Origin of the sequence: Phocaeicola sp. ICN-14070, from assembly GCF_037892625.1 — a bacterium.
Taxonomy (GTDB): Bacteria; Bacteroidota; Bacteroidia; order Bacteroidales; family Bacteroidaceae; genus Phocaeicola; species Phocaeicola plebeius.
In genome coordinates this window covers 30,902-44,990 of sequence record NZ_JBBKBF010000031.1, presented here as the reverse complement: position 1 = coordinate 44,990, position 14,089 = coordinate 30,902, and the positions used below count along the sequence as shown (strand labels likewise).

The window sequence follows — 14,089 nt, the reverse complement described above, 5'->3', positions numbered from 1 at the left end:
CTAGAAAATTCTGATATTGATGAATATGAGATGGTCTGATTTGTTCAAGCGGTATATCATGCTCTTTTTTTAAAAATCGATTAAAATGTGAAATTGCCGTTTTATATAGTTTATATGATTTTATTCTGCTTTCTGATTGTAAAGTTGATAAGAATTCTTTAGCTATAACATCAAATGTCAAATACTTTTTACGTTCTTCCTCTTGAATAGAATGAATAAGTTGTGTGCATGTAAGTTGATTAGCATGTTTTATGGAAGAAAGTATAAGTATATATTCATTTATTGTCCGTTGTAGGCAAAGATTTATTTGTGCTGCATTTTCATGACGGACGACTCGTCCTTTCTTAAGCTGTGAAATAGAGTCTAAGATAAAAGGAGTTGCAATGTAACGAGTTTGCGCTTGGTGAGCAACAGCAATACGTATTCTGTGCTTTCCATTCGCTAATCTTTTTGTGGGTACAATGACGATAGAAAACGTAGTCATAATGATAAGATTTAAATGGATGAAAATTTACATAAAGAAAAAGATTCTTATTGATAGTTTATTTTGTTCTAATCATTTTTTCAGAACTACTTTGCAAAAACTCTGTTTCACAGTGTGGAATTTGTATTTCACACTGTGAAATATGTATCCCACACTGTGGTTTTTATATCCCACAGTGTGAAACAGAGAATTGGCACCTAAATTTAAAGGAATACATCAAAGGGAAAAGAAGAATTATATACAGGATTTGTATGTTTGAATGTTAATGAAATAACTTAAAGTCCCTAATCTGTTAACAAATCTGCGATATGTATGATAAGATTGTTTGATGAGCATAACATAAAGAAGATTTTCATGTCAAAGCAGGCTTAAAAAACTCTTGAAAGGTATTTGTACAAATTTTTCCATGTTTCTACACAATTTTACATTGTTTACCCTCTCATACAATTGTACTTTTACATCGCATTCAAAAATGCAAAAACAAAGATATAATGAAACTAACTTTTGTTTAACTTAACCAAATTAGAGGTATGAAAGACAGAACTTATTCTAGTCTGATGCGTTGCGCTTCTAACTTGCAACGCCTGTTCTTCTTAGCCTTGTTCTCTGTTATCGCTATTGGAGCGTATGCACAAGGTAAGACGGTGTCGGGTACGGTACTCGATAAAAGTGGGGAATCTGTAATTGGTGCAAGTGTAGTAGTAAAAGGAACTACTAACGGTACAATTACTGACTTTGACGGTAAGTTTACCTTATCTAATGTACCTAATGACGCTTCACTTGAAATCAGCTTTGTTGGCTACAAGACTCAAGTGATTCCGGTACAAGGAAAAACAACATTTAATGTCACAATGGCAGAAGACACCGAAGTGCTCGATGAGGTTGTTGTGGTAGGTTACGGTGTGCAGAAAAAGTCAGACGTTACTGGTGCGATGGCACGTGTCGGAGAAAAAGAATTGAAAGCGATGCCTGTTAAAAATGCACTGGAAGGTATGCAAGGTAAAACCGCTGGTGTGGACATTACTTCCAGCCAGCGTCCGGGTGAAGTAGGAAGCATTAATATCCGTGGTGTACGTTCTATCACTGCCGATCAAGGCCCGCTGTATGTAGTAGATGGTATGATTATCCAAAACGGCGGTATCGAAAATATCAACCCGAGTGATATTGAATCTATCGACGTATTGAAAGATGCTTCTGCTACTGCTATTTATGGTTCGCGCGGTGCCAATGGTGTAATCTTGGTTACTACTAAGAAAGGAAAAGAAGGAAAGATTTCATTGAATTATTCAGGAACCGTAACCTTTGAGACCCTGCATGATGTAACAGAAATGATGTCTGCTTCAGAATGGTTGGATTACGCTCGTCTTGCCAAATATAACATGGGATCTTATGTATCTGCAACTCCTGATTACGAAGCTGATAAAGCTGCATTTGGCAGTGTAGCCGCTTCTTGGGCAAACATTGAAAAAGCATGGGAAGGAGGAACTTATGATCCTTCAAAAGTAGGTTCCTATGATTGGGCTTCTAATGGCAAACAAACGGGTATCACTCATGAACATACATTAAGCGCTTCTGGCGGTACAGACAAATTCCAGGGTTATGCTTCATTCGGATATTTAAATCAGAAAGGTACACAGCCTGGACAGGCCTATGAACGCTATACATTAAAAACTTCTTTCGACGCTTCCCCTCTGAGTTTCTTTAAGATGGGTTCTTCAATCAACGCATCTTATTCAGATCAGGATTATGGTTACAGCTTCACAAAATCTGTTACAGGTTCGGGAGACCTTTATGGAGCATTGAGAAGCATGCTGCCATGGACTGTACCTTATGATGAAAACGGAGAATACATTCGTAACCCGAATGGTGATGTAAACATCATCAACCCTATTCGTGAACTGGATTACAATACCAACCAGCGCCGTACATTCCGAGCTAATGCCAGCATGTATGCACAAGTAGACTTCGGAAAAATCTGGGAACCACTGGAAGGACTTTCTTATAGAATTCAGTTTGGTCCTGAATTCCAGTATTATACTCTGGGAATAGCCAATGCTGCAGAAGGTATCAACGGAGATGGAAACAATGGAGCTCAATACAAAAATGAACAGAAACGTTCATGGACACTGGATAACTTGATTTATTACAACAAGACATTTGCTGAAAAACATAATTTAGGATTGACTTTGATGCAATCAGCTTCTGCTTATCACTATGAAATGGGTGATATGCGTGCCACTAATGTTGCTTCATCAGAAGAATTATGGTATAATATGTCTACAGCTGGTACATTAAGTTCATTCGGCACTGGACTGACAGAAACCCAGATGACTTCTTACATGATTCGTGCAAACTACGGATTCATGGATAAATACTTATTGACCGCATCTATGCGTTGGGATGGTGCTTCACAGTTAGCTCCAGGACATAAATGGGCAAGCTTCCCTTCTATGGCGTTGGCATGGCGCCTGGATCAGGAAAATTTCCTGAAAGACGTTAACTGGTTAAGCCAATTGAAATTGCGTCTTGGATTTGGTATCACAGGTAATGCCGCTATTGCAGCTTATGCCACTAAAGGAGCTATTACCGGATTATACTACAACTGGGGACAAACAGATTCTTCATTAGGATATGTTCCTTCAGATCCTTCTGCAAAAAATCCGGCTAAGATGGCTAATCAGGATTTAGGATGGGAAAAAACAACTCAGTACAACGTAGGTATCGATTATGGATTCTTTAATAACCGCTTAAGTGGTAGCATTGATGCCTATAAGACTAAGACCAATGACTTGTTGCTCGGTATGACGATTCCTTCATTAACAGGTTACACTTCTACATATGCCAACGTAGGAAAGACATCCGGATGGGGTATTGACTTACAGGTAAATGCCATTCCTGTTCAAACAAAAGATTTCTCTTGGAATACTACATTGACATGGTCTATGGACCGTAACAAGATTGAACAGTTATCTAATGGAAGAACTGAAGATGTAAATAACAGATGGTTTGTAGGTGAAGAAATCGGTGTATACTATGATTATGTATATGATGGAATCTGGAAAACATCTGAAGCTGAAGAAGCTGCAAAATATGGTCGTAAACCTGGTCAGATTAAAGTAAAAGATTTAAATCAGGATAGTTCTATTGATGCCACAAACGACCGTCAGATTGTCGGTAAAGTACGTCCTGACTGGACTGCCGGATGGAATAATACATTCAGCTACAAGAATTTTGAACTTTCATTCTTTATCCTTTCACGTTGGGGCTTTACCGTTCCACAAGGAGCTGCCACTCTTGACGGCCGTTACATGATGCGTAAATTGGACTATTGGGTAGCTGGCACCAACGAAAATGCACAATATTACTCTCCGGGTTCAAATGGAGAGGCTGCAGATACATACAGCTCTTCTATGAACTATCAGGATGGTTCATACATCAAAGTACGTAATATTTCTTTGGGATATAACTTTACTTCTAAGCAACTGAAAAATGTAGGATTGAACAATCTTAAAGTATACGTACAGGCCATGAACCCATTCACTATTTATAAAGCTTGTGACTGGTTGGATACTGATTTGCTTAACTATGATAATAACACTAAAACATTTGGTTCTGCAACAACTCTGAAGAGCTTTGTTATCGGTGTTAATATTGGATTCTAATCATAAAATTAAGGAACTATGAAACTAAATAAAATATTATATACTGCATTAATGATCAGTTCTATGGGAAGCAGTCTGTCTTCATGTAAAGATTCTTTCCTGGATGAAGAACTAATTACCCAATATAGTACCGACCGATTTGAAACCCAAGAAGGTCTCGATGAACTGGTTACCGGTGCATATCAGAAATTGAAATTTAAATATAACTACGTTTGGGCAATCGAATGCTACAACATGGGAGTAGATGAATTTACCGATGCAAACAATACTATGCCTGCATGGAATCACTACAGCCAAGACTTGAACTCAGCGGAAACTGGAGCTAACCAACCGGTTTGGGATAATTTCTATGGCTTGGTAGAACCGGCAAATATCATCATTGCCAATATGCCTCAATATTACGATAAAAATAGTGCTACCTATAAAACCCGTTTGGGAGAAGGCTATTTTTTAAGAGCGTTTGCCTATTTTGAACTGGTTAAACAATTTGGCGGTGTGCCCCTTAAGCTAACCCCTTCAACCAGTGTAGAGACCTATTTCACACGCGCATCTGAAGAAGATGTTTACAAACAGATTATCAGCGACTTCCAAGAAGCTTATAACTTGTTGCCAGAAAGCCCAGAGCAGACAGGCCGTATTACAAAATATGCCGCTGCCCATTTTTTAGCTAAAGCACATCTGTTCCGTGCTTCTGAGTTATACAGTGGATGGAACTCAAGCTATGTTGCTGAAGACTTGGACGCCGTAATTCAGTATGGTTCGGAAGTGGTAAGCAAACACCCGATATGTACTAACTACGTAGAACTTTGGGACTACCAGGAACCTAATGGAGCAAATGAAAAAGTCAGTGAAGTCGTATTGGCAGCACAGTTCTCAAACGATGAATCTACATGGGGACGTTACGGTAATCAGATGCATCTGTATTACCCATCTGTATACCAGGATATACAGGGAACTAAACGTGACATCTCTGGTGGCCGTGAATTCTCTTATGTAAGTGCAACTGAATATACCATGCAGGTATTCGACCGAGTTAATGACTCCAGATTCTGGAAATCATTTATTACTTGCTATGGAGCAAACTACACAGCCGGAGCACCTACATGGACTGAAGAAGATATAAATAACGGCGCACCCGCAGGTGTTAATGTGGGAGATAAGCGTTTTATCGCTGGAGAAGTAGGTATCAAATATATCGTTAACGAACCGGGAGACGACCGTTTTGAAAACTACTCAACAGGGGCAGCTGATATCAAAGTAAAGAAAAATGGAGAGATTTGTGCACCACACACATTTGTACGTTATTTCAAAGGTGAAAATCAGCTGAACTGGAACCTCTCTACACACACAGGAAACTATTATAACATTATTCCTCACAAACGCTCTGTTGCATTGTCTAAGTTCCGTGACGGTTCGCGTAACTCTATTGGTTCTCAGTTTGGAACTCGTGATGCCATTATCGCACGTTCAGCTGATGATGTGCTAATGGTAGCAGAAGCTTATATCCGTAAAGGAGAAAGCCATTATGCAGACGCTATCACCTGGATTAACAAATTGCGTGACCGTGCTGCCTATAAAGAAGGTGAAGACAGAAGTGTAAACGTGGATGGTGGTCAATCTTACAAAAACAACACATACTGCTCCGGAAAAGGAGGAGGTTACTCTGCTGACGGAGCCATCTATTCTGAACAGAACACTTATTATGAATCTAATAACCTGGAAGGACAGGAAAGTGTTTACAATGCACAGTCATCTCTTTCAGGCATGCACCTGAACAGCGTAGACGATGTATATAATTCTCAAACAGATGCACCTATCTATCAGGCACTGAATTGCACTAGCAATGCAGAAAAAATGATGTGCTTCTTGTTGAACGAACGTACACGTGAACTTTGTGGTGAAGGATATAGATGGGAAGACCTGGCACGTACAAAAACTCTTGATGCACGCTGGCATGCATTTAACGACGGTGTAAGCCGTGGTATCGGTGAGTTTAACCCAGACAAACATTACTATCGCCCAATTCCACAATCATTCCTTGATGGTATCACAAATGAGAGTGGAGCAGCTTTGACCAATGAGGAAAAACAAGCAATGCAGAATCCTGGCTATTAACCAAAACCTTATTTTTCCATACAATTTTAAGAGACGCTTTTCAAAAAAGAGAAGCGTCTCTTTTTTATACAAATTTACAGCAACATGTACAATACTCCAGTCCCTAAGACAGAAGCTTTCCCGTACTTTGTAAAATGATTATTTTTCCAATAAAACTATGAAGAAACTGTGGTTAATAGGACTTTTGATGTATAGTCCGTTTACGATGAATGCACAATCCGGAACGACATCCGGACTGGACAAAAGCCATTTCAGCAAATACTGGAAGGTGGAATCCGAATCTCCTGACTATAAAGTTTCCTTTTCAGGAGATACCTGTGAAATTTTATCTCCTAAAGGACTGACTCTGTGGAGAAAAGAAAAAATGTCGGGCAACGTCACCATTGAATACGATGCCTGTGTGGCAGTAGAAGGGAAACCAGGTGACAGACTAAGCGACTTAAACTGCTTCTGGATGGCTTCCGACCCGAAAGCTTCTGACATCTGGAAACGCATGAATTGGCGAAACGGAGTTTTCGTAAACTGCTACAGCCTTCAGCTGTATTATCTAGGATATGGAGGAAACTACAATTCGACCACTCGTTTCCGTCGTTATGACGGCAATGAAGCCGGGGTTACAGATGAAAAGGTGCGTCCTGCCATTTTGAAAGAATACAAAGACCAAAATAATCTGTTGACAGCAAATAAATGGTATCACATTAAGATTCAAAATACAGACAACAGAATACGCTATTACATCGACGGGAAATTACTTGTCGACTTTTATGATCCGTCACCGTTGACTTCCGGCTGGTTCGGTTTCCGTACCACATTATCTAGGACACGTATCACTAATTTCAAATACTCCATTGAAAAAGAAAAAGCTACCGAAGCTCCTTTACACTGGATTGGAAAGGTTCCAGAACAAGCACGCCCCATCAGTTTTGGAGTTCCGTTCAAACAAGGTAAAGTAAAATCAGGTACCCCCTTGTGTGTACAAACTGAAAACGGAGAATTAGTGGAGGCCGACACATGGACCACAGCATACTGGCCCGATGGATCTGTAAAATGGGCAGGTATGGCTGCTGTTATTCCGGGTAATACCCGTTCAGTAAAAGTAATACCTTCTTCTAAAAAGAAAAAAACGACCAATACAGAAGAAATTCATGTCACAGAATCCGATAACCAACTGACTATAGCCACTGGAAAAATTACTGCTTTTATCCCTAAATCTGGAACTTGTATTCTAGACAGTCTTCTGTATGGGAATGTGAAAGTAGGTGGAAAGGCGGATTTAATTGCCAGCACACAAGATTCTCCATCACGAGAAGATGCCACTGAGATTCATTATCAGTCATTCAATAGCCTCATCAAAAAAGCCGTAATTGAACAGCAAGGAAAAATACGTACTACCATCAAACTGGAGGGTGTACAGCAGGGAAAAGACGGACGTGAATGGCTTCCGTTCACTCTGCGTATGTATTTTTACGCAGGAAATGAGCAAATCAAAATGGTACACTCTTTCATCTACGATGGAGACCAAAACAAAGATTTTATCCGCTCACTAGGAGTACGATTCCAGGTTCCGATGAGAGAGGATTTATATAACCGTCATGTAGCCTTCGCCGGTGCCGACGGAGGTGTATGGAGCGAACCGGTTAAACCGCTGGTGGGAAGAAGAATCCTGACACTCGACAAAGACCAAAGCTGGCAGAAACAACAGATGGAAGGAAAACGCATTCCTGAATACCAGCGTTTTGATGCAAAAAACAGAAGTTTGATTGACAATTGGGCAGCATGGGATAATTTCCGTCTCTCTCAACTTACAGACAATTCTTTCAGCATCCGCAAACGGGCTACAGAAGACAGTCCCTGGATTGGTACTTTTACCGGCACACAAGCCGGAGGATATGCTTTTGCCGGTGATGTCAGTGGAGGAATAGGAGTTGCCTTACAGGATTTCTGGCAAGCTTATCCTTCTACCCTGGAAGTACAATATGCACGTAGCCAGGAAGCTTCACTGATTGTCTGGTTATGGAGTCCGGAGTCAGAAGCTATGGACTTAAGACACTATGACAAGGTGGCACATGACCTGATAGCCAGCTACGAAGACGTACAGGAAGGAATGAGTACCCCCTATGGTATTGCTCGCACACACACACTGACCGTTGTTCCACAAGCTGCTTATCCAGGTAAAGCCGGCATCGCAGAAACGGCACAGATTCTATCAGAAGCAGCTCCACTGATGTGTACACCGGAATATCTCCATGCCTGCCGGGCTTTTGGCATCTGGTCATTACCTGACAGAAGTAATCCGCAGCGCAGTAAGGTAGAAGACCGCCTGAATGCTTATATCGATTTATATCAAAACGCTATTGCTCAACATAAATGGTATGGTTTTTGGAACTATGGTGACTTAATGCATGCTTACGATCCGATACGCCACTCTTGGAGATACGATGTAGGCGGATATGCATGGGATAACACCGAACTGGCATCCAACATGTGGCTGTGGTATAATTTCCTGCGTACAGGACGGCAGGACATCTGGAAAATGGCAGAAGCCATCACACGTCATACGGCAGAAGTGGATGTATACCACATCGGTCCCAATGCAGGCTTAGGAAGCCGTCACAACGTCAGTCACTGGGGATGCGGTGCAAAAGAGGCTCGTATCAGTCAGGCCGCCTGGAATCGTTTCTATTATTACCTGACCACAGACGAAAGAGCCGGCGACTTAATGAAAGAAGTAACCGATGCAGACCAGAAGCTATATACACTCGATCCGATGCGTTTGGCCGAGCCAAAGAGCCAGTTCCCATGCAGCGCACCTGCCCGATTACGCATCGGCCCCGACTGGCTGGCCTACGCAGGCAACTGGATGACTGAATGGGAACGTACGCAGAATACGAAGTACTGCGACAAGATTATCACAGGCATGAAGAGCATTGCAGCCCTGAAAAATGGATTGTTCACTGGAAATATGGCCTTAGGATATGACCCGGCAACCGGAGTGATCAGTTATGAGGGCGATCCCAATAGACAGAATACCAATCACCTGATGACGATCATGGGAGGCTTTGAAATAATGAATGAAATGCAGGAAATGATTCAGGTTCCGGAGTTCAACAAAGTATGGCTGGAACATGCACGTGACTACAAACAAAAAGCACTCGAAATAACACGTAACCGCTTCCGGGTTTGCAGACTAATGGCATACGCTGCATCCCATCTGTATGACCCGAAAACAGCCGCAGAGGCCTGGAAAGATTTATGGAGCAAACTGGAACATACTCCGGCACCGGAATTCAAGATAGAAAAAGTGCTTCCTCCAGAAGTCCCGGCAACTATGGATGAATGTAAGACAATCAGCACCAATGATGCTGCATTGTGGAGTCTGGATGCGATTTATATGCAGGAGGTAATTCCGCAATAACACCACATTAATAGATAACAAAAACGGCTTTAAATGACAGGAAAACATCATTTAAAGCCGTTTTTTACATCCTATATTTTCTCTCTTCTAAAATTTGAAGACCAATACACCGGCTGTAGCAATATTAGGAGTACCAATCAACACTTTTGCTCCTTGAGGAAGTGCAAACTGATAAGGCTGGTCACTATAGTTTAGCACTATACCTAATCCGTTACGGTATTCCATTGTCACACCGTAAGGTAAATTCATTACTTCGATTTGCAGACGACTATACAACTTATCCAAAACCTGACGCTCCAAAGCCCCGTCTGAACTGTCTACTCCGATATAAGTCACAGACCCCTTTCCTAATTTACGGAAAGTAACCGCAGGTTTTCCTTCATAAAATTCATTCGTATAAGTAGCCCAAACCTCATTGGAAGCACTGGGTTGCAAAATCTCTCCCCAAGTATTCCAAGTATAAACCTTTCCATCCATCTTTACTTGTCCTGGATCTTGAGGCAACAACAAGTCATAAAACTCCATGTGATTCCCGGTCAACTCATCAATCATTGAACCAAAAGGAGCCTCCGGTAAACGTCCAAAACGGTCTTTCTGTGCGGTACGGCAAGTCAGCACCAAGTTTCCTCCTTCTTCCACATATTTTTTCCACCTTGCTACCAGTTCTTTATCGGCCAACTGATATGCGGGAACTATCATCACCGGATATTGTGAGAAATCTTTCTCTTCAGAAATAAAATCTACAGGAGCTGCATAAGACTTAAGTGTACGATAATATTTATCTACATGAGCAAAAGTATTCCATGTTGCATTCTGTTTCTGACGGTCAATACTCCAATAATTTTCCGGATTCCATAAAATAGCTGTCTTCCGTTTCAGATAGGTTTCCGGTTTATCTTCCTTCGGGCGATAATCTTTTCTCAAAGAACGGATTTCTTTCATAAACTGTTCATACTCTCGTCCGCCAGGTGTCACAGTCACACCGTCTGTGCCCACAATACCATAATGGTACTGCTCAGTTCCATACAAAGGCTGACGATAGCGATACGTACAGATAAAATCAGAGCCTCCGGCAAATACACTCCATAACCACAAACGGACAGCACCTGGCAAGGGTTGAGGATTGATACTTCCCCAGTTTACCTGTCCCGGCTGCAACTCCATTACCCCGTAAATACCATTTACCGGACGGAAAAAGTCATTTGCCATGGCAATCCGTAAAGGATTTCCCACACGATATCCTCTACGACCGATACCTTCATTGTCACCATATACCATATAGCGGGTATAGCTGACAAAATCCAAGTCCTTGCTACCTCCAATATGTCCTTTATCATAATCTGGAATATAATTGGTAGTCACCCACTGGTTCTTGGCATATTTCTTGATTAACCTGCATTGTTCATTCAAAAAGTCATTAGTCTGCTTGGCTGCAAACCGACGATAATCTAGAATCTGATGATGATTCATAAACATCTGGGCGGTTTTAGGCAAGGTAATTTCCTCAAACCGAGAATAGACTTCACTCCAGAAGGCAGTGCCCCAGGCTGCATTCAGTTCCTGAATATTGTGATGGTATTTCTCTTTCAAGAATTCCCGGAAAGCTTCTTCTGCTGCCTGATTATAGTCAAATTGTACAGTAGGCTCATTATCCAGCTGCCAACCAATTATGCGCGAATCCTTTCCATAATGGCGGGCCAGTTCTTCAATCATACGATAAGCGAGTTTCCGGTAAACAGGAGAAGCAAAAGAAGCATGCTGGCGTGCCCCATGATCTTGCACAGTACCGTCTTCGGACTTCAGCAAAACCTCCGGATATTTACGGCTTAACCATACAGGAGGAGTAGCTGTAGAAGTGCACATCACGACCTTCAAATCATATTTGGCCGCCAAGGCAACTGCCCGGTCCAGCCAAGAAAAATCATATACCCCCTCCTGTGGCTCAAGCTGCGCCCAAGCGAATTCTGCAAAATGAGTAAATTCAAATCCTAGTTCATGCATCTGTTTCAGGTCGCGTTCCCATTGACTTTCATCCCAATGTTCCGGATAATAATAAGCTCCTGTCAAGGTCAAATCTTTGTCATTAAACCAGGTATGCTGAGCAAAAACTCCCCCATAGAACAAGCACCCGCATACCATTGCAAGCAAACGTTTTTTCATCGTATTCAAGTATTAGTTTTGAAATGTATTACTCTTGCAAAGGTAGAAGGAAATCACAATCAGCCTGCATGATAGCTCATTTTTTTCAGGAAAGTGTATGATAATCGAGGAACATGTATAATAATCCATGCTCCTTTCGATTCAAGATGCGTAACTTTGCTGAAACAAGGACAACATTTTATCAAGAACTATGAATTCACTGAAATCATTTGTGACTGGATTTTTTTTATGGAGCATTTTGGGGGGAATTTCTGCTCAAAACAAAGCACTTTCTTTCTCTATGCCCGATGGTTCAGGTACACTCAGACTAGGCATTATTGAAAACGACTCAAGCCGATGGCTGGATGAGAAACAGACACAGCTGCATATCGATTGCCATCCACTCAGTGATACAAAAGGATTCATTCTGGAAATCGAAAATAAGAGAGAAGATATTACATTGGGATGGGCTTTTGGAGGATGCGATGCGACCACTCCAGAAACAGATATTGAACCTCAATATTGCAAAGACAATGTTTTCAATGTAGAAGGTACACAAGTTACAGTCTACCACGGAAAAGTTATGCAACTAAAAGTGACCAATCTTATAGTTCCCTCAGCTTCTTCTATTCGTTTATCCGACGGACACAAGCAACATACTCCGTTGGCACTTTTCACATCCGGAAAGAAAACGGATGCTCCCGTACTGGCAGCAACCTGCCTGATTCGTAAAGGAGAAAAAGTGTACTTCTGTGCATACAAGCAAAATGCAAAGGCCGACTATGCCGACTACATGTTACCAGCATTGTTTTACCAAGAAAAGCAACAACCATGAATAAGAAAATCATCATTTGCTTGTGGATTTTGTTTCTCTGTACAAACATACTGCAAGCAAAAATTTATAACGTAAAAGATTTCGGAGCCGTAGGCGACGGACAGCACATTGATTCTGAAGCCATCAATCAGGCTATCGTGCAAGCTGCCCGCGAAGGAGGGGGAACAATATATGTTCCTGCTGGAAAATATGCCTGTTATTCTATCCGACTTGCCAGCCAGATTCATTTGTATCTGGAACAAGGTGCTACAATTGTGGCTGCTTTCCCTACGGCCGAAAAGGGATATGACAAAGCAGAATCCAATCCCCATAACAGCTATCAAGACTTCGGACACAGTCACTGGAAGAATTCCCTTATCTGGGGAATTAACCTGGAAGATATTACAATCAGTGGTCCAGGAAAGATTGACGGAAAAGGATTGACACGCGAAGAAAGCCGACGCGACGGAGTAGGCAATAAAGCCATCAGTCTGAAAGAATGCAAGAATGTTACACTGAAAGATCTGTCTATGTTTCGTTGTGGTCACTTTGCCCTACTGGCTACTGGAGTAGACAACTTGACCATCGATAACCTGAAAGTAGATACCAACCGTGACGGATTTGACATCGACTGTTGCAAAAATGTACGTATCAGCCGATGCAGCGTCAATACTCCATGGGATGATGCTATTGTACTAAAATCATCTTATGCGTTAGGCTACTTTAAAGATACAGAAAACGTAACAATCTCCGACTGTTACGTCAGCGGATACGATCGCGGAACTATGCTCAGCGGTACTTGGGAACTGGATGAGCCTCAGGCACCGGACCATGGCTACCGTACAGGACGTATCAAACTGGGTACAGAATCTAGTGGAGGATTTAAGAATATCACCGTAACCAACTGTATTTTTGAACACTGCAGGGGACTGGCTTTGGAAACGGTAGACGGAGGGCATCTGGAAGACATCGAAATCAGCCATATCACCATGCGACACATTGTCAATGCCGGTATCTTTCTCCGCCTGGGAGCCCGTATGCGAAGCCCCGAAGGAACTCCAGCCGGAAGTATGAAGCGTATCCGTATCAGTCACATCAATGTATACAATGTAGACTCCCGTTATTCTTCCATTATCAGCGGTATCCCTAATGGGATTATAGAAGATGTTACCTTCGACCATATTCACTTGTATTATAAAGGAGGATATACAAAAGAAGATGGAAAAAGAGAGCTTCCGGAACAAGAAAAGGTATATCCTGAACCATGGATGTTCGGTACTATCCCGGCAAAAGGCTTCTACATTTCACATGCTAAGAATATCTCGTTTCATCATATCAACTTCTATTATGAGAAACCGGATGGACGTCCTTTATTCGTAACCAAAGATGTAGAAAACATCCGCTTTACAGATATTCGGGAGAATGGAGAAGACGTTTCAATCACAATAAATCAATAATCA

At 41.7% G+C, this 14,089-nt stretch carries 7 protein-coding genes; 5 read left to right on the top strand and 2 right to left on the bottom strand.

The window, feature by feature from the left end; all coding sequences use genetic code 11:
- The coding region (locus WKT20_RS09930) for a phage integrase SAM-like domain-containing protein (protein WP_340417300.1) at positions 1-484 on the bottom strand (484 nt) is incomplete at its 3' end.
- Positions 485-1,014: 530 nt separating this feature from the next.
- Here WKT20_RS09930 and WKT20_RS09925 point away from each other — a divergent pair.
- The 3 genes from WKT20_RS09925 to WKT20_RS09915 all read left to right on the top strand — a co-directional run bounded on the left by WKT20_RS09925 (position 1,015) and on the right by WKT20_RS09915 (position 9,676).
- Positions 1,015-4,146, top strand: coding sequence for a SusC/RagA family TonB-linked outer membrane protein (locus tag WKT20_RS09925; protein WP_340417299.1), 3,132 nt, complete (start codon positions 1,015-1,017; stop codon positions 4,144-4,146).
- An 18-nt stretch (positions 4,147-4,164) separates the two neighbouring features.
- Positions 4,165-6,261, top strand: a complete 2,097-nt coding sequence (locus WKT20_RS09920; RefSeq protein ID WP_117701131.1) for a RagB/SusD family nutrient uptake outer membrane protein — start codon at positions 4,165-4,167, stop codon at positions 6,259-6,261.
- Positions 6,262-6,418: 157 nt separating this feature from the next.
- A complete protein-coding gene (locus WKT20_RS09915; RefSeq protein ID WP_278454746.1) occupies positions 6,419-9,676 on the top strand; it encodes an exo-rhamnogalacturonan lyase family protein in 3,258 nt (1,085 codons plus the stop codon).
- 87 nt (positions 9,677-9,763) lie between these two features.
- Here WKT20_RS09915 and WKT20_RS09910 read toward each other — a convergent pair whose 3' ends face one another.
- A complete protein-coding gene (locus tag WKT20_RS09910; RefSeq protein ID WP_370859908.1) occupies positions 9,764-11,815 on the bottom strand; it encodes a beta-galactosidase in 2,052 nt (683 codons plus the stop codon).
- Between the two features lie 211 nt (positions 11,816-12,026).
- Here WKT20_RS09910 and WKT20_RS09905 point away from each other — a divergent pair, with 211 nt between their 5' ends.
- Positions 12,027-12,650 (top strand): DUF4450 domain-containing protein, encoded by a 624-nt coding sequence (locus tag WKT20_RS09905; protein ID WP_117701135.1) that lies wholly within the window; start codon positions 12,027-12,029, stop codon positions 12,648-12,650.
- Positions 12,647-14,086 (top strand): rhamnogalacturonidase, encoded by a 1,440-nt coding sequence (locus WKT20_RS09900; RefSeq protein WP_118164434.1) that lies wholly within the window; start codon positions 12,647-12,649, stop codon positions 14,084-14,086. Before WKT20_RS09905 ends, WKT20_RS09900 begins: the two co-directional genes overlap by 4 nt.
- The last annotated feature ends 3 nt before the right edge of the window (positions 14,087-14,089 follow it).

Bases quoted from the DNA above. Each gene is read 5' to 3' on its own strand.
- WKT20_RS09925 (WP_340417299.1), top strand. From the start codon at position 1,015: ATGAAAGACAGAACTTATTCTAGTCTGATGCGTTGCGCTTCTAACTTG.
- WKT20_RS09920 (WP_117701131.1), top strand. From the start codon at position 4,165: ATGAAACTAAATAAAATATTATATACTGCATTAATGATCAGTTCTATG.
- WKT20_RS09915 (WP_278454746.1), top strand. From the start codon at position 6,419: ATGAAGAAACTGTGGTTAATAGGACTTTTGATGTATAGTCCGTTTACG.
- WKT20_RS09910 (WP_370859908.1), bottom strand. From the start codon at position 11,815: ATGGTATGCGGGTGCTTGTTCTATGGGGGAGTTTTTGCTCAGCATACC.
- WKT20_RS09905 (WP_117701135.1), top strand. From the start codon at position 12,027: ATGAATTCACTGAAATCATTTGTGACTGGATTTTTTTTATGGAGCATT.
- WKT20_RS09900 (WP_118164434.1), top strand. From the start codon at position 12,647: ATGAATAAGAAAATCATCATTTGCTTGTGGATTTTGTTTCTCTGTACA.